The sequence below is a fragment of the Acinetobacter genomosp. 15BJ genome, assembly GCF_000400715.1.
Classification (GTDB): Bacteria; Pseudomonadota; Gammaproteobacteria; order Pseudomonadales; family Moraxellaceae; genus Acinetobacter.
In genome coordinates, this window is record NZ_KE007347.1 from 1,678,727 (window position 1) to 1,702,032 (window position 23,306).

Consider the following 23,306-nt stretch of genomic DNA (forward strand, 5'->3'; position numbering starts at 1 on the left):
ATTTATGAATGATTAAAGTACTTCAAATTCAATGCGGCGGTTTTTCTTACGACCGTCTGCAGTTGCATTATCTGCAACAGGTTGACTTGAACCTTTACCTTCGGTACTTAAACGATCTGCGGCAATACTTTTACTGACTAAGTAACTTTGTACCGCTGCAGCACGTTGCTGACTTAATACCGTATTCTTATTGGCATCACCAGAGCTATCGGTATGGCCAATAATTTTGACTTTCTTGCCGCCAACCTTATTTAACGCTACTGCCATTTCATCCAGAATCTGTTGTCCTGCAGCAGTCAGAATGGCACTACCCGATTCAAATTCAATGATTCGGTTCTTCAAAGCATCGTCAATGATTTTTTGCTCAGCCTGATTTACTGAAAGTTGTGCATTGAAGCGATACGGTTGTTGGACCAAAGCCTGAAAACTGCTGGCTGTCGGTTGAATCTGATTTGGGTCCGTCATTTTACCAGTTAAATCAACCTGAGTTCCTCTAACACGTAATTGACCTTGTGAAATCTTTTTTAGATCTGGAGTGATGACGCGGGTCACTGAATCACTCCAGCCACTCGGCGCTGAAACTGGTCTAACCTGAATTTTGTCCACGACTTGATCTGCACCATAAACAGACTGCATTTTGACCAAGATTGCCTGCTTACTCTCCTCATTGGGCACCACCCCCTCTACCACAATTGGTGCAGCATGGAGCAGATGGCTTTGACCTAGAACACATAAGCCAAAGAGTAAACTTGCCCAGATAGATTTCGGATTATTTTTCATATTCATTCATCTAAAAAAGTTTGTCTGAACAGCTTCAAACCTTGGTTAAGGCTCAACTGACGCTGACAAAGTGATTGTTCGAGTGTAGCAAGGCCTGCATTCTGCTCCAGATAGGCATCAATCCATTGTGCTTGGATTAAGGATACCCAATGCTCGCTCTGCATGTTTTGGGTAAAAATATCGCTGAGCGCCATGATATCCGCGCCTTGGAAACCAATGAATAATATCGGCTCCTCACGATGCAAGATGCCAATCAGGATTTCAGTATTATTGATGCCTAAGAAGCGTCCAACCATCCCAACCCAAAACGCTGCGATTTCATAACAGTACATCGCGTTATTGATTGGTAGGATCAATACCTTATTTAAACGACTAGTACCATTTTTTAAGATCGGTTGCAGTAAAAGCCCCAATCCGATCATACTCTGTGCCAGTTCATAGACATTGATTTTCATCAATTGGGCAAAGGAATGCATAGTATGGTTTTCATAAAAACCATTGCATTCTTCGGCAGTGAAAATCTGAACCACATTCGGTAGGTTATTCAGCTTTTCCAGCATAATATTGGTATCACGGATACTGCGTAATACGCGATTGCGCTGGAATAAATCGACCAAGACTGACTTGTAGTAAAACGGCGCCAATAATAAATTTTGATAAGGCTGCTCAACTTCAAGTAATTGACTCAATACCATCGGAAATGCACGTCCTGAGCTGTCTTGGCTGGCAATTAAATTGGCAGCCAAAAACATTGGCTCAGCAGGATTGGCTATAAAAAAATCCAAAGAAGGTAAAGCCTCATAACGTTGCTTGAACTCAGGGCTGCGCATGGCATGTTCAAGTGCTTCCGTAATCCACTGATCCAGCACTTGAATTAATGCATATTGCCCTTTGGATTTCAGAAAGTCACCACGAGCTGGTGTCTTTCCATAGTACAAAGCTGTCGTTTTTACTTGTTGCATCCAAGCACCTCCTGCTGTTCCCTGATCATCCCTAACATTACGGCGTTACTCCTGACTGGGCAGGCGCTGTGGTTTGTGGCTTTGGTGCGACAGCTGCTGCAGGTGTCGCTTGCGCAGAGACCACACGTACCGCTTTTTCTGTCACTACTTTATCCACCAGTTGTAAGCCTGCATAACCACGGCTAGAACCAATACTGCCAGAGCTATTGCCACTAATGAGTCGGAAGTTTACTTTCAGTGTTAAAGATGGTTCAGTTTTGCTGGTCCATGTCATTTCAAAACTACCATTTTGCTCTTTACGCTGCGCCGCATCGATCAAACGGTTAATCCCATATTCACCAGGCTCTTCAAAAATCGTATGGGTTTTACCTTCCAAATCCACTGCGGTAATACGTGCGCCTGGAATTGCACCTTGGTTCGGCCATACGAAGTTCACCCATTGCTGGATTCCGTTTTCAAACACCATACGTTGACCATCAATATCAATGGTATACGACAGGTATTGTGGATTCGGTAATGGGTAGAACTGGAAGTTCGATTGATTAGATACAGGTGCAGCAGCAGGTTGATCTAGGCTGCCTGTCGCCATGCCATTGATCGGTGCGACATATTGCTGAAATGCCATGACAAATTGTGGATTTAGGCTAATCCCTAAGTCTTTCCATGTTTTCGAGGTCAAGACATAACCACGGCGGATCACAAATGGATCTAATGCTTCTTTTACAAAGCGTGCAATGCTACCCGTCTCACCAAAGATTTGACCAATTTCATTACTGGTGGCTTGTAAGGTTACACCGGAGTTAAATGGATATTTCTGGCTCAAATTGGTTTTAAATGGTTGATACGCTTGGATACCCCACAATTTGTTCAACTCATCTTGAGTCGGCACAATCAAGCTGGCAAAAGATTGTGTCAGTGGCGTCATCAACAATTTTTGTAATACCTGTTGATCGGTGTCTTTCAGCCCCACCATCATCTTCTCATCCACATATTTCTGTGTGGTATTAAAGACTGAAGTTTGATCATTGATGGTCTGTTTCACTAAAGCCATTGCACTTGGACCAATCTCACCTGCTGTTTTCAGATCATTGAACTTACTACGCACTTGGGCAAGATTATTCATGTACTCATCGAATAATGACTTATCTTGCAAATCATCACGCTTACGTACCAACTGATAGAACATTTGATATTCTTGCGAAATTGCACCTTGTGCTTTATTCACCGCCTGAGCTGCTGCTTTGTCATCTGAATTATTCAAGACTTTACGTTTGAACCAAGCAACAAAGCCTTTTTCCGGAACAGCCAGTTCAGCCTGTACGATTGGATTATCCCAGTTGGTTTCAATTGCAATACGTTGTAATAAGGTGCGAATTGGTGAATTTTGTGGTTCACCTAAAACATCAATACTTTTCACTTGCTGAGCGAATTGATCGTTTTTGGCATAATAAATGCCGTTCAGGAATTTTTTCCATTCCATCACATATTCTTGCTTATACAGCGTGACCAATTGTTTGCGGATTTGTTCTGGGCTACCAGAGAAGGTTAAATCATCCGATTGACGACTATTCAATACCCAATCTTTGCTGTCTGTTGGCTTATTCGCAGCTTCATCAATCGCCTTTTCAACATACTCATCCCATGCCTTTTGCGTAAACACGCCCGGTAATGCATAGCTACCCAAAACAATGGCACGGTTTTGTTCACCCACAATTTGCCCAACCGTGACTGCTGGGAAGCGTACCGCTGCACGCATCTTAATCTCGTTATAGACACGGTCACGTGCTGGCATACCACGAATCACTGACAATAAAACCTGACGGGTTTGATCAACCACTTGTGCATCGGTTTCAAGTACAGGGAAGCCGTCTTGATTGGCCAAAGTCATGGCATACGAGAGGATCTTCTCTGCATCCTGAATCATCTCACCACGCGGCATTTGTCCACGATTGGCATCCAGCCAAGAGCGCCAGAAACGAGACACTTGGTCACTTAAATGACTGGTATCCATATATTCATGGTTACTCATCATCAAATAAGCTTTTAATGCGTTATAAGCATCTTGTGGATTGCTATCCGAAGGCTCTAAATACTGCTGTGTTTTCGCAACTTGCTTGATTTCGACATTGACGTGATTGGCTTTTAAAGTCGCCTCGTTATTTTTAACACGCTGTAAATATTGCGCAATATTTTGCTGTGTTGGGGTCAGAACAATTTGCTTGATTCCTTTCAAATACTCGGCTTTTAAGCTCTCGCGTAATTGATTACCTTGATAGAGACCAAAGCTGAATTTAAGCGGACGATGCTCATCAAACTCATCAAACTCATCAAGCTGTTGCAAGCGTTCTTGCAAAATCAATAATGCTTCAAGTTGAGTCGATAATTGCTGCCCAGAGGTTTTTTCTAGGTGCACCACTTTATCTAAGTCAGCTTGCACATCTGCAATCAATTGCTGGTTATTGCGATATGACCAGACCCAAACGCCTAAGACCAAAGAAACCCCAACCAATGCCGCAATAAAACCAATATAGCGCTGACGTTTTTTTGCAGGATTGATGTGCTGTTTCACCAGATCTTTGTCTCGTAAAATCACATTAGAGAATAGACCTTGTAAGAAATAACCATGGTTTGGTGCAAGCGAAGCGTTTCCACTGTCTTGGCCATTGCCCTGAACTTGCTGTAGTTGAAACTCTTGAGCAATGTTCTCCGTCATTGGGCTTTCAATCACCCCTTCTTGTAAGGCACTGGTAAAATAGAAACCACGGAAAATCGGTTGGAACTGGTATGGATTATCTTCAAATAATGTGCCGACAAAACTTTTTAGCGCAGGTTTAAGTGTTTTAAATTCCAGTGGGAAAGTCATGACACTCGGCGAAATATTTTGTGAATGGCGACGACTTAAATGCGTGGTACTGACACTCTTTAAACCGTCATAAAGAATGCTGTAATGTTTTTCGAATAATTCCACTGCATTCTGAGACGAGTTCTGCTCATAAGGTAAGGTTGCACCCCACGCCTGATTATATTCTTGCGACTCATAGCAATCAAAAAACTCAGTAAAGCCTGCAATCAAGTCCATTTTAGAAAAGACCAAATAAACAGGAACCACGACCTCAAGTTTTTCAGTTAAGTCTTGAATTCGAGCGCGCAGATTTTTGGCTAATTTTATTGAGTTCTCAGGACTCTGGCTGATCAATTCGGCGATACTGACAATCAGGACTAAACCATTGACAGGAGCTTTAGAACGGTTTTTCTTTAAAATATTTAAAAAGCCCAACCATTCAGAATGATCTTCGGAATAAACCGAATAACGTCCCGCGGTATCCAGTAAAATCCCTTCTGTAGAAAAGAACCAGTCACAGTTCCGTGTTCCACTTAAACCCGCTGAAACCATTTTCTGATGTGTTTCTTCAAAGGGAAACTTCAAACCAGAATTATAGATCGCAGAACTTTTACCCGCAGCCGGATTACCAATCACCATATACCAAGGCAATTCGTACAATGCGGCATTGCCCTTTTTATCACCCAATTTAGATTTACGAATCAATTGAATTGATTCTTTCATCTGCTGCTGAATTAACTGTAACTCGGCTTTGTCTTTGTGTTGACCATATTCAGCTTGGCTGTCTTGCTCGATCGCATTGGCCAGTTCTTCACCTTGTTCAGCATGGCGTTTTCTTTGAATCAGCCAATAGATACCATAGATGATTAAACCCAATGCATAGGTCGCTGCCAATGCCCAAAAGATATGCCGAGGAATAGACGAGTATGAAGAAATCAGTGCCACGAATAAGGATAAAGCAATAATAGCTTTAGGATTCGTGATGTACTGCCACAGATAACCTAAAATGATATACATTGAGTTCTCGAATTCTTAATAAAGTTAATTAATCAGCAATTGCTACACTTTCCTGATCTTGCGAGATATCAGGAACAGCTTGGATAAATGCTTGTAAATTTTGTCCATAAACAAAGGCAACCTGTGACTCAGAAAAATGTGCCCCCAACATTAATCCAAAAAGTTTTGCCACGTTTTGGGTGTGTCCAAAAATAGGTTTGCAGTACAAATAATGGTGTGCCTCGACTGGACTTTGCTTAAAAAATTGTTCCAGTTTTTTGGCCACCTTGACATCAGCACCATCCTCAACCACCAATACAAAAGGTTCTTCAGCCTGATACTGAGGTAAATCATCAATCCCCAGCTCTTTAAAAATTTGATCGATATTGTTTTGATTACTGACCAACTTAAAGGACTTTTCAGGTTGTAACTGTTCTAGCTGCACCGCAGGATTTGCCAGACAACTACTGCTCACAAATTCCGCAGGGATATAAGCACTTGCTCCCCAAGATTTTTCGTCAATAATTTCTTGATCAATTTCTGAATCTGCCGCAATGATCAATGAAATTTCATGGGTTTGGTTTTGAATCCGCTCAAGCAACTCCAGCAAATGTTGTTCAGTCGATGCTGTACTGAGGTAGTGATATTCGATATGGAATTTTTGTGGAATGATGCCAAGATCGTAAAAAATGGCCTGAATACTTTCATTGCTACTCAGGTCATTCCAGGTATGCACCACATCTTCAGACAATAAAATGTGCAGATTTAATTTATCCAAACGATAGACCTGCTCCACCTGAATGGATTCATTCGCTTCATCGCCCGAAAAGCTTGGATCAATCCATGCAGGGTGCATACGGTATTCATGCAGATTTTGGCTTTCATAAAACAAACTAGACCGCTTTAAGTGGTCTGAAATCGAAGCCAAAAGTTCCGTGTGCTGTTCAATTTGTTGATGGATCAGCGCCATGATGCGTTGCTGTCGAACTGACAAGAACTGTAATTCCTCATCATCTTCGCTTTGTACCTGTTGGTCTAAGTCTGCAATGCGATAAGAAAGAATGGGTATTCCATGAAAATTCACCAGATCCTGATCTAACTGAGGACTGGTAAACTGCTTGATTCCATCCAGAATCGAATCATTTTCACCTAGCGCACTATATGCACCCGCCGCATACAGATTCAATTTTAACCACTTACTCTGCAACACAATCGGCTGCGACTCGGTTGAGTTCTGCTCGGCGTTTTGTTCGGCCTGCAAAGCTTGTTGCTTTTTTTCTTTATGATGTTGATAAGCCTTATAGATCAGCCAAGGTGACAGTAACACCAAGGTAATCACAACTGGCAAGATCAGGAAATAATTAATTAAATCGGCAGATTCTGGTTGATATTGAATATCACGCCAATAATAAACCACCACCAAGCCGACCAAGATAAAGCAACTGATGAGTGTGGCTAAAATTTTCTTCACCATTATGCGGCTCCTAAAAGTGCATAACGTGTTTCCGTGTTATGTTGTAATTGTTCGGATGGCATTAAAAATGCCCCTTGGCCCAGACCAACTTGATGCCCAGAATCTAAACAGATTGGATTGATTTCACGTTTGTCCAAAATCAAACGTACGTCAATAAACAGTGTTGGGCTGCACCATGTCTGGATCAGGTGTTTTAACTTTTTATTTAAAGGCTGATCAGGCAGGAAAGCTAAATACTGTTCTCGAGATAATGGTCCGATTTGAATCTCGATTTTGCCATCAATTTGCTGAACCGTATCGCCACAAAAGGTATTCACACCAAGTAGGCTTGGATTGCTGCCACCTAGACTAGTCTTCTGCTCATCAGCCAGATGAAAGGTTTCTTTCACAAATTCTTGGATTTGAACCTGTTGATTAAAAACACATGACAATACTGTTTTTAACGCATGCGCGGTATTGTTTTGCCCCTGCATCAAACCAGAAAATTCGGCAAAATACTCATCTAGATCTTGTTGTTCATGCTGAGCGCGAATATAGCCATTTAAGGCATGCAGAATGTCCAGATAATGATTGTCTTGTTCAATCTCATAACGTACCGCCAAGTTATAGGCCAAGCTGGCATCGACATATTTGGCTGTCAGCTTATGATTGAACAGACCTAAAAACGCTTTTATCTCGAGTCGCTGCTGTCGGCTACTTTGTTTTAATTTATTGGTATAGGTATAAGGCAGCGCCCCTTGTGTTCCTGTGAGTCCTACCACTAGATTGGTTAAATGGACACGCTGATCTTGATAACTGAGTTCTTCAATCTCAGTCGCAGGGAAACTTAAACTAAATGAGGTGCCAAATTTAAAATCATCTGACCAATCCTGTTTAGGAATAGTTTCAGGCAAATGACGTAACAAACGGGTCGATTGAATAAATTCAAATGAACCAGGCTTTTTAAAAACTTGGTCGACTACAGAAGAGTCTTGCCACCAACGTTCTGTACGCATTGGTATATCTCCTGCTGGTTAAGACTGTCTTTGACGACCACATCAACAAAACTATTAATTTGAACCTTTAAATTAAAAATATGGCTTAATAACTGGCTAAAAATATAGAGACTATGTCCACGGAAAACGCTCTTATTCACCGAGAGCTCAGCCTTAACCCCACGAATGAACATCGGAAAAGGTTTTGCATTCATCAATTTATTTGTAGTTGTAAAGTTGAGCTGTTTCAAAGCATCAATCAATAAAATATTTTCTTTGGAATGCGGTAAGTTATATAAAGCCAAAAGTTCCTTCACATGACTCAGCGCATCCCCTTTCATTAATGCCAAGGTATTCAGCGAAAGATGTGAAATAATGCGCCATTGCTCGTTGCTGTTTTTATCAAAATGATAAGGCGATGTCGGACGCTTTAAAATCAAGGCACGTCTTGCCAAACTACTGTCATTTAAATTTAGAATATTATTGCTCTGACTTAATGCTTCATGTGGCAAATCACCATTAGAACACAGCAAACGTGTACTAATAAAATCTGATTTGATTTCATAAGGTTTCAAATGTTTGGAAACAATCGAATACCCCATTTGCATTATTTTCGTCTGTGAAGGTAGATAACTTAAAGAATAGAAAAACTGCACCTTATCATTGTGATAATGACTCATTGCAAAAAATGGCAATACAGGGAGATGCGTTTGCTCCTGATTGGTCTTTTCACGCACCATATTCATCTCAAGGATAGAATAGACTTGATACAACTCAGGATGATGCGCATCCGTGACCAATGGATATTGTAGTTGCGTATGTGAGATTTTTTGCGGTTCAGCCTGCTTTTCAAACAGATTAATTGCCGGTGTGGTAAATAATTTAAAGTTAGCTATATTGAGCTCGGAATAGTTACGGACCACCGCTTGATCATTCAAATTGAGTTTGAGATGAATCAAAATTTCAAAGCTGTTCTGCTGCTGTAATAATCCCTTGAAGACACTCAAATCCAAATTTAAGTAATTAAACTTCTCAGGAAAGCAAAAATATTCCATCAATAAACGATAGGCATGATGGGTATGCTGATCAACCGGCAATAAACTTTCTTGCTCACTAAAGCCCATTACCTCAAAGGGATTGGCAATCTCTAATACCCGCTGCCCTACCCGAATTGCAAAACCCGTATCTTTACGAAAAATACTATCCAAAACTTGCAGTGGAAAATTTGAAATTGCATCTAAATAGATGGGCAATTTTTCATCTAAAATCCATTGTTGAGCATCATTAAAGATTTCAAATTTCAAACTCAAGGTCGCATTTTGATTCAAATGCATATGCGTGCTAGGCGAAGTTTGAAACTCCAAATGCGTCAATGCGATCGGTAATAATCGAACCTCATTACTGGTATTAAATTCGCATTGCACGCCTTTAAAACTGCGTGACTTCAACGCTGTTTTTTGTGGAATCAAATGAGCTGAAGTTAATTGTTTAAGTTTATTAGTATCTTCAAAACTGACTACAGTACAGGCTGGGAAATGACGTAAATATTGAGGGAACATGACCTCAAATAAAGAATGGGTAAACAGCTCATAGCTATCGGCTAACTTTTTATCAATACGTGCAGCAATCAGTGAAAAGGCTTGAATTAAGCGTTCAATATGTGGGTCATCAATCTGTTCTTGGTTGAGCGATAGACGTTGCGCAATCTTCGGATATTTCTGCGCGAACTCTCGAGATTGTTGACCGAATACTTGTAGTTGTTTTTCATAATACGGTAAAAGTTGCTCTATCACTGTTCGCTCACACTAAGTTCTGGCAGAAATAACATATTGTTGTGTTGTTGGTTTGAGTAAAGCATCGAAAAAAACAGGTTCATAGAGTGGGTGGATATTTAAGTAAGCCTGAATACTTAAACACAGCGATCCCATATTATGCCCATCTAATAACATCTCAACTTTGATCTGCCGCAATCTCGGCTCATGCGCTGCAATGGACTGCTCAATCGATTGACAAATTTTATCTCGATCCAATGGATTGGCCGTCGACAAGCCTACGAAATCGATAATTCCAAACTGCAAAATTGATTTTTTTGCCAGTGGAAATTCATCCATATCTCGATCAAATTGTGCGATCCGACTATTCAACAAGTCTTCCAAATCACGAGCAACTGACTCTCGTAACTGCTGAATCGACATCCCTCTTAAATAATCTTCTTGCTCTGGTACTAAACGATCAAATAATGTTGATCTGAATCCGTAAGGATATAGATGATCTAAATTCATTTTTATAAGAACAGCATCTTGGAAAAATAGAGGCTAATAGGCAACTATTAACCTCTATTAGAAAATCACGATACTGATTACGCAGCGTATGAAGCTGTGTTATTAGAAAGTGACCATTTCTTAGTAACAGCACCTTTCGCAGTACCGTTAATGTCTTGTTGGTTATAAGTCCACTCAACAGCAGCGTATTTCAAACCAAATGTTTCTGTCGGAACACCTTCTTCGTTTACAGTCGGTGTTACGCTAGAAACAAGAACGTGTTTCAATTTGATTTGTAAGTACTTGATACGCTTATCACCATTTGCACGGTAGTAATCGATCTGTACTTCATCAAATGTATAACCTGCAGAACAAGCTTCCCAAAGTTTAGGACTAGTTGCATCCAAATCTTTAACGAAGATCATGTCTGAGTGCTCAACACGTTCAGCTGTATGGCCACCTACGCTACTTGAAGTCGCAGATTTAGGTTGACGAATGTTATGAGACCAAGAGTTAACTTCTAGCCAACCTTTGTGTTCAGAATCGCGAGATTCTCCGTCTACCTTGTACTTACCACGAAACTCAACATATATATCTTTCATTTAAAAATTACCTCTATTTTATTTAAAGTTATTATCTAGCTGATCTCATTGTTAATTTGAGGACTGAGGTAGTTCAGTCACGAGTCGTAAAGAAACAGACAACTCATCCAGCTGGAAATGTGGTCTTAAGAAAACCACAGACTTGTAGTGACCCGGTTGAGCTGGATCTTCTACAACTTTTACAGATGCCTCGCGAAGCGGATATTGTGCTTTTGCTTCTTGAGATGCACCATCATCTAGCAAGACATATTGCGAGAGCCATTCATTTAAAAACGCTTCGACATTGCCTGCAGATGCAAAACTTCCCACTTTGTCACGCATCATTGCTTTTAAGTAATGTGCAATGCGCGATACCGCCATGATGTATTGGATTTGGCTAGAAAGTGCAGAGTTTGCATTCGCCGTATCACTGTCATATTTCTTTGGTTTTTGAGCAGACTGCGCACCAAAGAAGGCTGCGTAATCTGTGTTTTTGCAGTGAACCAATGGAATAAAGCCAAGGTCGCTGAGTTCTTTTTCACGACGGTCTGTAATGGCAATTTCGGTCGGGCATTTAAATACCACTTCACCATCTGAGGTTTTAAAGGTGTGTACTGGCAAACCTTCAACTAAACCACCACCCTCAACACCACGAATCGCAGCACACCAACCATGCATATCAAAGGCATTGGTTAAACGTGTTCCGAACGCATAAGCCGCATTCATCCACAAATAATCATCATGATTTTCACCAGAAACATCTTCAACGAAGTTAAACCCTTCAGTTGCAGTGCCTTCTTTCGGATGATATGGCAGGCGACCTAAAACGTGTGGCATGGTCAATGCGACATAACGAGAATCTTCGCTATCACGGAAAGAACGCCATTGCACGTATTCAGCTGTTTCAAAGATTTTTGAAACATCACGTGGACGATCAATATCGGTGAATGATTCAAGACCAAGAATGCTTGGGCTTGCTGCTGAAACAAATGGCGCGTGTGCTGCTGCAGCAACATGAGAAATTTGTTCCAATAAATACATATCTGACGGTGTACGATCAAATTCGAAATCGCCGATCAGTGCTGCATAAGGCGCACCACCAAATGAGCCATATTCTTCTTCATAAATCTTTTTGAACAAGGTACTTTGATCGAAGTCTGTTGCACCTTGAAAGTCTTTCACTAACTCTTTTTTCGTCGTATTCAACATACGAATTTTAATCATCGAGTTAGACGGTGTCTCTTGGCAAAAATAGTAAAGGCCGCGCCACGTCGATTCGATTGTTTGGAATTGCTCATGATGCATAATCTCGCTCAATTGATTCGAAATTAAGGCATCAATTTCCGCAATACGCTTATCAATAGACAAAGTCATATTTTCAGAAACAGTAATTGTTCCTGCCATGACTTCTTTAGCCAATTCGCCAATTAAGCTTTTTGCACGAACATGCTCATCGTCATTACGGGCAATACGGCTTTGTTCAACAATTGAATCCAACAAATTTGCTGATTCAGCTTCAACACTCGCTGCAGCGGCTGCTTGTAAATTACTCATTTTCAGCCTCCGCACTTAACTGACGAATCTGATCTGTATTTTTCAACACTTCATCCAGCAAGTCTTCCAAACGCTCACTGTTTGAAATTTTGTTACGTAAATCAGTTAAACGCTCACGTGCTGCAACCAGCTTACGCAATGGGTCAACCTGTTGAACCACTTGTTCTGGACGGAAGTCTTCCATCGAGTTAAAAGTAAGGTCAACCGACATGCGACCACCTTCTTCCGTCAACGTATTTTCAACTTGGAAAGCAGCACGTGGCGCTAAAGATTCCATGACTTCATCAATATTATCTAAATCAACATTGATAAATTTTTTGTCTTTTAACTTGGTCTTTTCTAGCTCTGATGCAGCGGAGAAATCCCCCATCACACCCACAACAAAAGGGAGTTCTTTTGATTCTTTACCATCACCAACTTCGACATCATATGTCAGTTGTACACGAGGGGGACGTATGCGTTGCAGTTTCTTCTGTACGCTTTCTCTCTTTGCCATAACTTTTCACCCTTGATTATTATTTCAACGAATCGAATGGATTCGAACCTGCCTTTTGAGCAGTATTTGGTTGTTTCGTCACTGTTGGCGTTACAGCCGTTTGACGTTTTACCGGTGCAACTGTTTGAGTAACAGTACTACGTGTTGGTTGAGTTGTACGTACTTTTCTGTTCGTCGTACGTCGAGTTGTGTTATTGGTCGACGTATTTCTCATCTCATTTTTTACTGACTCATCGGTGATCGCCTTGCTCGTTGAGGTGTCTGGAGCAGGTAAGGCAACACGGATGCTGTCACTGAGCTGTTTTGCTGGTGGATAAGTGAGTTCATTACTCAAATAGCGCATTTCACTTGAGCGCATATGTTGCAATGCTTCATTGGCAATTTGAACACTGGCTAAAAAAGTAACATCCGTTAAAGTAGCACCGCGTACATTTTGCTCTTGTAACTGCGTTGCCAGTTTTAAAGCATTCATCGGTTGCTTTAATTCATACATACGCATCGCTGCTTGAGCCAATAAATCGTTTACACGCGAAGCATTATCTTTGTCACAAACTTGTTGATAAATATCTAATAAAGCATGATCCGTTTGGTTTACTGCCAACGGGTTCTGTTTTAGACATTTACTTTTTAACTTAATTGGTTTTATTTCTTTATCATCAGCAAAAGCTGAATTACCGATTAAACCGGCTGTTATACAAAGAATTGATATTACAATACCTTTTTTCAAAATATGCCTCGTCATTATTTAACTTATAATTGAAGAGCTGACAATTATTGTTAAAAAACCCTCTTACTCGTCAATTTTTGTACATTTACATCATTTCCGCGAATTTAACAAAAAAAACACATACAAAGTCAATACTAGTTACGTTTATTAACATTATTAAATTTTCATGACAGACATTCCTGTAAAAAAAAATTTAAAACTGGTGCATTTTTTGTTTAAAAGTGACATTTTTTGTTGTAGAATAATCTGTATACTCGAGCAGAGTTATGTTAAGTTTTTGATTTTATTCAAAAAATATTTCTAGCAAAAACAACCATACCAAGTTAGAAGTTAGTAAATAGAGCTTGGTATTTAAAAATTATTGTGAGTAATAAATGAGTAACTTAAAAGTTTTAATTACAAAACTATCAGCTCCTACTCGTACTGCATTAGAAAAGTCTGCAAACTATTGTATTAACCAATTGAATTATGAAATTGAGATTGAACATCTATTCGTTGAATTATTAAATCAAAACATAGTCAATGATTTACACATTTTATTAAAAAAAAATAATATCTCTGCTGATGCCTTAATTACTGATTTAAAAGAAACCATTGCTTCTTTGCCTAAAGGTAATACCCGTACACCCATCTTTGCAAAATCAATCATTCGGTTATTTGAACAAGCGTGGTTACTCGCTTCTGCAGAACAAACACCTTTAATACGTAGTAGTCATTTATTGATTGCATTGTTAACTGCACCCGATTTACAACAAATTGCATTTAGAGCATCAAGTTTATTTGAGCGTTTTCCAATCGACACGATGAAACATAAGTTTCTCGATATTTGTGAAAAAAGTAGCGAACAACCACAAATAGAAAACACCATTAACAGCGCTGAACAAATAACAAATACTGAATCCACAGTCACTGCAGCAAAAACACCTGCCCTTGATCAATACACGATTAATCTGACTGAAAAAGCGAAGCAAGGGGGTATTGACCCTGTTATTGGTCGTGAGTTTGAAATCCGGCTCATGCTCGATATCTTGATGCGTCGTCGTCAAAACAATCCAATTTTGACAGGTGAGCCTGGAGTCGGTAAAACAGCAGTTGTAGAAGGCCTCGCTTTAAAAATTGCACATGGCTTAGTGCCAGAAGCACTCAAAAATGTACAACTGCATGTTTTAGACATGGGTCTGTTACAGGCGGGTGCAAGCGTTAAAGGTGAGTTTGAAAATCGTTTAAAACAAGTGATTCAAGAAGTTCAAGCCTCTGCTCACCCAATCATCTTATTTATTGATGAAGCACATACCATGATTGGTGCTGGTGGGCAAGCTGGACAAAATGATGCCGCAAACTTACTCAAGCCAGCATTAGCACGTGGTGAATTAAGAACCATTGCTGCAACAACTTGGGCTGAATACAAACAATACTTTGAAAAAGATGCAGCCCTCAGCCGTCGCTTTCAGGTGGTCAAAGTTGAAGAACCAAGCGAAGAAGTGGCGATTGATATGTTACGCGCCATGATTCCGGTGATGCAAAGTCACTTCAATTTACATATTGAAGATCAAGCCATTATTACCGCAGTTCAAGCCTCTCATCGCTATATCAGTGGTCGCCAACTCCCAGATAAAGCAGTGAGTGTACTCGATACAGCTTCTGCCCGTGTTGCTTTAACTCAGAATGCACAACCTGTGATTCTGGATCAACTCAAAGCACAACAACATAATCTTAAATTAGAACATCAAATTATTACCCACGAACATCAACAGTTCCCGATCCATCATGAACGGTTAGATGATCTTAATCAGCAACTTGCAAACTTAGACAAAGAAATTCAAGACACTGAAACTAAATGGCAGCAAGAATTAGCACTGGTTAAACAAATCCAGCAATTGAATGCACATACAGAACAGGACAATAAGACACAAATTGCTTCACTAAGAGCGGATTTAGCACAATTACAAGGTCAAACACCTTTAGTATTTGAACGTGTCAATGCACAAATCATCAATGAAATCATTTCAGATTGGACCGGTATTCCAGTTGGGAAAATGGTGAATGATGAAATCAAACAAATTCTAAGCCTTGAGGACAAGCTTGGCGAACGCGTCATGGGTCAAGATTATGCGCTTACTCAATTGGTACAAGGCATTAAAACCTCTAAAGCAAAATTACAAGATCCTAATAAGCCACAAGGTGTATTCCTATTGATTGGCCCAAGTGGTGTGGGTAAAACTGAAACTGCCCTTGCTCTCGCCAATGAGCTGTATGGCGGTGAACAGCATCTCATCACCATCAATATGTCTGAATATCAGGAAGCGCATACAGTTTCATCGTTAAAGGGTGCCCCTCCTGGCTATGTTGGCTATGGTCAAGGTGGTGTTCTCACCGAAGCCGTTCGTCGCAATCCTTATAGTGTCGTGCTATTAGATGAAATTGAAAAAGCACATAGTGATGTTCAAGAATTATTCTACCAAGTCTTCGACAAGGGAATGCTTGAAGATGGTGAAGGTCGTGTGATTGACTTTAAAAACACGACGATCATCCTGACCTCAAATACAGGCTCAAGTGCAATTATGCAGGCATGCTTAAATCAACCTGTAGAAGAATGGCCACATGCCGAAGACTTAATCGAACATCTAAAACCAAGTTTATATAAACAATTTAAACCAGCCTTTATTGGTCGTATGCGTATCGTGCCTTACTTCCCACTGCATGATGAGCTATTGGTTCGGATTATCAAACACAAGCTTGGGAAAATTGTTGATCGTATTGAAAAGCAGTATGCAACTAAGGTTCAGTATTCTGATGATTTAATCGAGTTGCTGTTAAGCCGTTGTACTGAAGTTGATAGTGGCGCACGAAATGTGGATAACATCCTCAACTCAACCGTCCTTCCTGCTTTGGCAACTGAAATTTTAGTGGCTTTAGCTGAACATAAGTTACCGAAACTGATGGTGATTGATACCAAAGATGATGAAATTACTTATCAGTTAGATCCAGCTGAGAAAGTAACCAAGAAACGTTCGAGTAAAAAAACCAAAGCTGAAGTGTAAATTTTAAGATTGAGCCAAATTTGTGATGCATATGGATATTTTATCTTTACTAACGCCAATTAATGAGCAATCACCATGTGGTGAAGATTACTCATTTTCAAATGAGTTCCATGCAATTAAAAAAGCAAAGACCCAAGATGATGTACTGCTTGATCAGGGTGATTGGGTGACTGAACCCAAACAGGCCGATTGGGACTTTGTCGCCAGCACGTCTATAGATTTACTCCAATCAAAAAGTAAAGATATCCGTTTGCTTACATGGCTGTCTGAAGCTTGGGCAAATCTGTATGGCTTTGAAGGAGTGTCCAAAAGTCTGGAACTCAGTCATCGCTTATTAGAACAATATTGGTTAACACTACATCCTGAAGTTGAAGATGAAGATTTAGATCAACGTATTGGCTTATTACAGGGTTTGATTAACCAACTTCCACTATTGATCAAAAAAGTCTCTTTGATCAATCATGCACCTTATTATCATTTACTCGACTACGACAACTTTCTTTATCATGAGAACATTCGCCGTAAACAAAGTGATGATTATGAGGGCTCAAGCAGTCCAACCGAATTAGAGCAGTTTGAACAAGCCTTATCTAATACCGATAAAAACTTTCAGCGTCAAAATTACCAACATTTCAATGAAATCTTGCAACAATGGGCGACGCTGAAACAAGTGCTGGATGACTTGCTTGGTTTAGACTCTCCAAGTTTTGCTGCAATCGACTCCAGCTTAAATAATATTCATATCACACTGAAAAAGATTTATAAAACCGACCAGTTTGAGCAAAGCACTCAAACGATCATTACAGAAATCGAAACATCGACAACACCGATGGTACAACACGTGACGACTCAATCTGCTGCACCTCAAAATCAGCTGTCTTTTCAGCCGCAAGTTCAATCGCATGTTGAAAACCGCGAACAGGCGATGCGTGTATTGCAAGAAATTGCGACTTATTTTCAGCAAAATGAGCCGCATAGCCCTGTCAGCTACATGCTGCAAAAAACGATTAAATGGAGTCAAATGCCATTACATGAGTGGTTAACTCAGGTGATTAAGGATGAACATCCTTTACAAATGCTACAGGACACCCTTGGTGTTCAGCCAAAGAATGAATACGAATAATTGTTGGTAAATACATATGTTTAAAGCAGAAAAGATTCTTTGGGGTGAAGGCTTATTTTTACGTCCTCAGCATTTTCAGATCCAAGATACCTATCATGAACAACGTTTGAATCATACGATTCGGGCGATGATTCCACACGCCTATGGCGTACAAAAGTTGAAATTTGACGAGGTTCAACTTTCTACCCATATTCTGGCACTCCAAGAAGTGGAAATCATTTGGCAAGACGGCGAGATTTATCACGCTCCTGCACAAGACTTATTGCCAGAGCCACTATTGCTGGATGATCTTAATCTACAAGGTGAAATGACGGTTTATTTGGCGCTCCCAATCTTACAAGCCAATAAAAAGAATATCGCGGATGAAACACGCTCAGTCTCTAGTCGCTATCATAACTATTTGACTGAAACCCATGATCTATTTACCGATGCGAGCCCTGCTGAACTGAATCTGTTACGTCGTCGTGCCGAATTCAAGCTGCTTGAACAACATATTCAGCCGAGCCAAAATTTAGATGGTTTCTTATATGTTCCTGTCGCTAGAATTAAACGACAAAGCTCAGGCCATTTTGAATTAGATAATAAGTTTATTCCGCCAATTTTACATATTGCTGCGTCAGAATCTTTAATTAACAACCTAAAACGTACCTTGAACGTGATTAAGGCAAAAATTAAGATGATTCAAAGTAATAACCGTGAAAATGAACAGAAACTAATTGAGTTCCGTTCAGGTGATATTGTTTCGTTCTGGCTGATCAATGCTTTAAACACGGCATATGCAGGACTGAATCATTTACTCCAATATCCACTCATTCACCCTGAGCGTTTATTCTCAGAATTATTACGTTTAACTGGTTCTTTACTGACCTTCTCTACCGCTTATGATGTGGATCATTTGCCACAGTATAAACATCATCAGTTACAAGACAGTTTTCAGCAGCTTGATCTCATCCTACGAGATTTATTAGACACCATTATTTCGAGCCGTTATTTCAGCATTGCTTTAAAAGAAACACGACCATCGTATTGGGTTGGTAGTCTTGAGTCTGACAAAATTACCCGTGACACTCGTCTCTATATCGCAGTTTCAAGCAGCATGATGCAAACTCATGAACTCATTCAAATTGTACCATTACGTTTCAAAGTGGGTAGCACAATTGATGTAGAACAACGTGTTATCGCCGCACTTCCTGCGGTTCCACTCCATCATTTAATGCAGGTGCCAACCGCAATTCCAGTACGTTCTGGAGTGAGCTATTTTGAAATCGAACCACATCACGAACTGTATCAACGTATGCTTGAGTCAGAATCTATCTGTGTCTATGTACCAGCTGGATTCCAAGATATCAGTATTGAACTCATTGCCGTAATGAACAGTTAAGAGAATAACAATGACTCAACCCACAGGTATCCCTTCTTTATTTGATGATGGAAAAATTGGTTCAGGCTTCCCTACGTCTGACCAACCACAAAATAAAGTGCAAGCGACTAACTTGATTGATCTATTACATGACGGTTTTTATTTAGTCTTCTTGCTTCGTAACCGTTATATCCCATCAAATCCAAATGATTTTCGTGAAAAAATTTTAGATTTATTGAACCGATTTGAGCAACAAGCCAAACGCTTACAATTTTCTGCTGATGATATTCATGATTCGAAATATGCATTTTGTGCATTGATTGATGAAACCATTGCTACACAACAAGATCCTGCTTACTTCAACTTGCAGAATTCATGGCTGATCAGCCCGTTGCAATTAAGTCTGTTCGGCTCTCAACTGGCTGGTTATCGTTTTTTTGAAATATTGGAGCAACTCCGTAGTCGTGGCAAAGAGCGTTTAGCTTCGCTTGAAGTTTTCCACTACTGCTTATTACTCGGTTTTCAGGGAAAGTATCGCCTAGAATCAGTTGAGAGCTTAAACCATCTTGTCGCTCGGGTTGGTGATGAGATTGACTATCTTAAAGGGAAAAAAGCAGCTTTTTCTCCATTTGCAGCAATTCCAGATCACATTAAACATATTATTCATCATGAACTCCCTTTTTTCTGGATTCTGATTTTCTTACTCATGTTTGCTGCACTGACCTTTGCTGGCCTTAAGTTTATGTTATCAAAGCAAAATCATAATACTTTAAACCCATATCAAAATGTGATTTCAGCACCTGCTGAAGAAGCACATATCACCATCCATTTGCCTTAGTTGATAACGTATGACTCAGGAAAGAGCAACTTCTTTACGCATATTACAGACCAATAAGAAAAAAACCTTATCGCCTGTCATTTATTTACTGATTGGATTTCTTTCAGGAGTTGTCTTTGCAGCACTGATTTTCTTTTTCTTATTTGTTACGGACTCAAGTCGTGCCAATACAGCTGCCGCCCAGCAAGGACAAACTGTAGAAGAAAATAATCGTATTCAGGCACATAGCAAAGCGACAGCTCAAAATTCAGAAGAGACGACAGCTACTCATCATGAAACAGCAGAATCAGTAGAGGATAATAATTTCACTCAACCCGGTAGTAATGATCTAAATAAGTTCTTTCAACGTAGTCCTTCACCGGCGGCACCTGCACCAACCGGGCAGCACGTTTCCCCATTTGCCAATGAGCCAAATGCCAAACCAGCACAAACTGTAGTACCAGCAAAACCAGCTCAAGGGAGAAATGAAGTAGTCCCTGCGGCTACTAATAATAAAGTGGTTAAGCCTGCTCCTCAAACAACAAAGACTACAGCGCCTGCTAAGACATCTGAAACAGAAGCGGAAGCACCCGAAGCAACGGTACAGATTAAAGTGACACAAAAGCCTTTTGCTGTGAATGAACTGCAATAAAGCATGATTTTTCTTATTTTCTTTTGCTTCGTCGCTGTCGCGATCGGATTAACGCTGCTCATGTCCTATGAGCTGCGTTATAAATGCAAGCAGCTGCTGCATTCGTTATTACCGAGTGGTAAAAAGAAAATCGCTAATGCCATGCAGTTCGCAGAGCATATGCATCAAGCAGCCTCGCCAGAAAAATTGCAATCGCATTGGCATTTACAACAGTGGTGGATTTTAATCGCTGGCTTCTTTTTATTTGCCAGTATTTTGATTTTTGCTTTTACCCGCCCGATCAATTCCACACGAATTGAAGCCGAATATTTAAAAGAAACAGATCCACAAATTTACACCTTACTTAATGGTGAAATGCTGAGCCCTCCACCTGATGTTGACGATACACTGATCCAAGATGCAATTGTTGAAGCAACTCGTCTAGAACAAGCGTATCAAGCACAGCACCCTACAGATCCAAGTATTGATGCATCTCAAATTGAGGTTCCGATTACACATTCACATGGCAGTTTAGATTCATCCTTGGTTGATCGTAAATGGGACAAAATCAATCCTCGTTATAAGCAACGTCTGCTCATGGTCTTTAAAATTATGAAAGAGCAACATGGTTATGAGTTGGTCTTACTGGAGGGTTACCGTAGTCCAAACCGTCAGAATATGTTGGCGGGGAATCCGAATACAACCCGTGCCAAAGGTTACCAAAGCTATCATCAATTCGGTTTAGCTGCCGATGTTGCCTTTAAACGCAATGGCAAAGTGGTCATTACGGAACGTGATCCTTGGGCTATGCGTGGTTATGAGTTATATGGCCAAGTGGCTGAATCAGTTGGTTTGACTTGGGGTGGTCGTTGGAAATCTATTAAAGATTATGGTCATACCGAATACCGCATGCCAGGCTTAAGAAAAACCAAGGAAATGGCTGAACAACTAACCGCAGAAGGACAATTAACCGCCCGATCAGATGAGTCTTAAAACAGATCTAAAGTACAATTAAAATAAATAAAGCCTATCCTTATAAATAGATAGGCTTTATGTTAATATCAAACTAGAATATTTAAATGAAATAAAATCATACTAAAATTAAAAATATCTTAATCCACAACAGATATTGGAACTGTTTTTTTAACTTTAAAAATAAACTCTTTAAAAATTAAATTCATTCCTAAAATAAGTATAAAAGCAATCACAAATGATCCAAGTACATCGAAAGGGAAATGAACACCAATATAAATTCTGGACCAACCTACAATTAAAGCCAATAGCAATGCTGCACTACCAATTTTTCGATAACCAGACAGGAGATATGAAAATGCGATAGTTGCTACTGTCAAGGTATGCTGGCTTGGAAATGAAGAAGATGAGCCATGCCCAGTCAGGATGTGTCCGATTCCCATGTCAAAAGGACGTGGATGGTAGTAGACCGCATGAATGATCTGAGTCACTAATAATGAAGCAACGATAGTAATGAGCATCTTGATAAACTGTACTCGATATTTCTTATCCTTAAAAAACAATGAAGCAATTAAAAATACGAATAATACTGCAATTAAATTATGCGATGCGAATAATGCAGCTTTATCTAAAATAGGATTTTGAGTTGCAGCTGAGTTAATCCAATTAAACAAGCTGATATCGATAGTTTCAATTGACATTGTCAATCGTTCCATGATGGTTTGACGATGCAAATATAAAAATATCAGCTTAAAATAAAATTAAATACTCTTAAAGAACCAAACAAAATTACAATTTAGTTTTAAGTCCCTATTAATAAAAAAATCCTAAATTTGATCTACCCTTCAATTGGAGTAAATTATGGATAACAAAAATAGGCTACCCGAAGTACTAAGCAAAGTACCTGAAGTGACATTGCTGTTCTGGATTATAAAAATTGCAGCAACAACACTCGGTGAAACGGCTGGCGATGCTTTATCAATGTCGCTCAATCTGGGCTATATCTTAAGTACGTGTATTTTTTCTATTATTTTTATTGGCTTTGTTTCACTGCAAATGAAAGCCAAAGAGTACAAACCCTTTTTATATTGGGCAACCATTATCTCAACCACAACACTGGGAACCACCATTGCTGATTATGTCGATCGCTCTCTAGGCATAGGCTATTTGGGGGGGAGTATTATTTTACTTACTCTACTGCTTAGCTCACTTGCGATCTGGTATTGGAGCTGTGGCAATATTGCGGTGAACAGTGTCCAGTCTGCAAAGACCGAAGCCTTTTACTGGGTCACCATTATGTTCTCTCAAACCCTAGGAACAGCGCTTGGTGACTGGACAGCAGATACCCAAGGCCTCGGTTATACAGGAGCTGCTCTGATCTTTGGTTCATTACTGCTTATCTTGATTGCCGTGTATTATTGGACCAAAATCTCTAGAACATTTTTATTCTGGTCGGCTTTTGTTTTAACAAGGCCTCTCGGTGCTGTCTTAGGTGACTTTTTAGATAAACCACTTGATCACGGTGGGCTGGATTTAAGCCGATTCGGTGCTTCTTTTGTTTTATTGGCTTTTATCCTTGTTTGTTTAGTGTTTTTTAAATCCAAACCTGCTTCAACAGCACATTAAATCTTTCTTCAATCCTCTTCACTGTACATATAAAAAAGGGATAAGAAAAATTATTTTCTTATCCCTTTTTAGTTATCGCTTATAAATAA

General features: G+C 39.9%; 19 protein-coding genes. 7 read left to right on the top strand and 12 right to left on the bottom strand.

All coding sequences use genetic code 11. From position 1 onward, the window contains the following. Positions 1-12: 12 nt before the first annotated feature. The 11 genes from F896_RS06330 to F896_RS06280 all read right to left on the bottom strand — a co-directional run bounded on the left by F896_RS06330 (position 13) and on the right by F896_RS06280 (position 13,647). Entirely contained in the window at positions 13-786 is a 774-nt protein-coding gene (locus F896_RS06330) for an OmpA family protein (RefSeq protein WP_016164330.1), read from the bottom strand. After that, positions 783-1,742, bottom strand: a complete 960-nt coding sequence (tagF, locus tag F896_RS06325; RefSeq protein ID WP_016164331.1) for a type VI secretion system-associated protein TagF — start codon at positions 1,740-1,742, stop codon at positions 783-785. The genes F896_RS06330 and tagF overlap by 4 nt, the downstream gene beginning before the upstream one ends. Before the next feature lie 37 nt (positions 1,743-1,779). Further along, on the bottom strand, positions 1,780-5,601 hold the full coding sequence (gene tssM, locus F896_RS06320; protein WP_016164332.1) for a type VI secretion system membrane subunit TssM: 3,822 nt from the start codon (positions 5,599-5,601) through the stop codon (positions 1,780-1,782). Positions 5,602-5,629: 28 nt separating this feature from the next. Beyond that, positions 5,630-7,054, bottom strand: a complete 1,425-nt coding sequence (locus F896_RS06315) for a type IV pilus inner membrane component PilO (protein ID WP_016164333.1) — start codon at positions 7,052-7,054, stop codon at positions 5,630-5,632. After that, entirely contained in the window at positions 7,054-8,049 is a 996-nt protein-coding gene (gene tssG, locus F896_RS06310; RefSeq protein WP_016164334.1) for a type VI secretion system baseplate subunit TssG, read from the bottom strand. Before tssG ends, F896_RS06315 begins: the two co-directional genes overlap by 1 nt. Continuing rightward, the gene (tssF, locus tag F896_RS06305; protein ID WP_016164335.1) at positions 8,013-9,821 is read right to left on the bottom strand and encodes a type VI secretion system baseplate subunit TssF; all 1,809 of its coding nucleotides are present in this window, start codon (positions 9,819-9,821) and stop codon (positions 8,013-8,015) included. The genes tssG and tssF overlap by 37 nt, the downstream gene beginning before the upstream one ends. A 12-nt stretch (positions 9,822-9,833) precedes the next feature. Continuing rightward, a complete protein-coding gene (gene tssE / locus F896_RS06300; protein WP_004654759.1) occupies positions 9,834-10,310 on the bottom strand; it encodes a type VI secretion system baseplate subunit TssE in 477 nt (158 codons plus the stop codon). Between the two features lie 77 nt (positions 10,311-10,387). After that, positions 10,388-10,891 carry an Hcp family type VI secretion system effector gene (locus F896_RS06295; RefSeq protein ID WP_004654761.1) on the bottom strand — a complete coding sequence of 168 codons (504 nt, stop codon included), beginning with the start codon at positions 10,889-10,891 and terminating at the stop codon, positions 10,388-10,390. A 51-nt stretch (positions 10,892-10,942) separates the two neighbouring features. Next, the gene (gene tssC / locus F896_RS06290; protein ID WP_004805523.1) at positions 10,943-12,424 is read right to left on the bottom strand and encodes a type VI secretion system contractile sheath large subunit; all 1,482 of its coding nucleotides are present in this window, start codon (positions 12,422-12,424) and stop codon (positions 10,943-10,945) included. Beyond that, positions 12,417-12,920, bottom strand: a complete 504-nt coding sequence (gene tssB, locus F896_RS06285) for a type VI secretion system contractile sheath small subunit (RefSeq protein WP_004654766.1) — start codon at positions 12,918-12,920, stop codon at positions 12,417-12,419. Before tssB ends, tssC begins: the two co-directional genes overlap by 8 nt. Positions 12,921-12,939: 19 nt before the next feature. After that, positions 12,940-13,647: a hypothetical protein gene (locus tag F896_RS06280; RefSeq protein WP_016164336.1), complete on the bottom strand. Its 708-nt coding sequence runs from the start codon at positions 13,645-13,647 to the stop codon at positions 12,940-12,942. 374 nt (positions 13,648-14,021) lie between these two features. On the opposite strand from F896_RS06280, the gene tssH reads away from it, so the two are divergent. Genes tssH through F896_RS06250 form a run of 6 tightly spaced genes read left to right on the top strand, consistent with a single transcriptional unit; the run spans position 14,022 to position 21,612 of the window. Further along, the gene (tssH, locus tag F896_RS06275) at positions 14,022-16,688 is read left to right on the top strand and encodes a type VI secretion system ATPase TssH (protein ID WP_016164337.1); all 2,667 of its coding nucleotides are present in this window, start codon (positions 14,022-14,024) and stop codon (positions 16,686-16,688) included. A gap of 25 nt (positions 16,689-16,713) precedes the next feature. Then, entirely contained in the window at positions 16,714-17,811 is a 1,098-nt protein-coding gene (gene tssA, locus F896_RS06270; protein WP_016164338.1) for a type VI secretion system protein TssA, read from the top strand. Between the two features lie 16 nt (positions 17,812-17,827). Continuing rightward, positions 17,828-19,192 carry a type VI secretion system baseplate subunit TssK gene (gene tssK / locus F896_RS06265; protein ID WP_004805517.1) on the top strand — a complete coding sequence of 455 codons (1,365 nt, stop codon included), beginning with the start codon at positions 17,828-17,830 and terminating at the stop codon, positions 19,190-19,192. A 10-nt stretch (positions 19,193-19,202) separates the two neighbouring features. Beyond that, positions 19,203-20,009, top strand: coding sequence for a type IVB secretion system protein IcmH/DotU (gene icmH / locus F896_RS06260; RefSeq protein ID WP_016164339.1), 807 nt, complete (start codon positions 19,203-19,205; stop codon positions 20,007-20,009). Between the two features lie 10 nt (positions 20,010-20,019). Continuing rightward, positions 20,020-20,640 carry a hypothetical protein gene (locus tag F896_RS06255; protein WP_016164340.1) on the top strand — a complete coding sequence of 207 codons (621 nt, stop codon included), beginning with the start codon at positions 20,020-20,022 and terminating at the stop codon, positions 20,638-20,640. 3 nt (positions 20,641-20,643) lie between these two features. Beyond that, entirely contained in the window at positions 20,644-21,612 is a 969-nt protein-coding gene (locus tag F896_RS06250; protein WP_171069666.1) for a M15 family metallopeptidase, read from the top strand. 119 nt (positions 21,613-21,731) lie between these two features. On the opposite strand, the gene F896_RS06245 is transcribed toward F896_RS06250, so the two are convergent. Further along, a complete protein-coding gene (locus tag F896_RS06245) occupies positions 21,732-22,292 on the bottom strand; it encodes an undecaprenyl-diphosphatase (protein ID WP_016164342.1) in 561 nt (186 codons plus the stop codon). A 160-nt stretch (positions 22,293-22,452) separates the two neighbouring features. Between F896_RS06245 and F896_RS06240 the strand changes: the two genes are divergently transcribed. Then, positions 22,453-23,217, top strand: a complete 765-nt coding sequence (locus F896_RS06240; protein ID WP_016164343.1) for a COG4705 family protein — start codon at positions 22,453-22,455, stop codon at positions 23,215-23,217. Positions 23,218-23,306 lie beyond the last annotated feature (89 nt).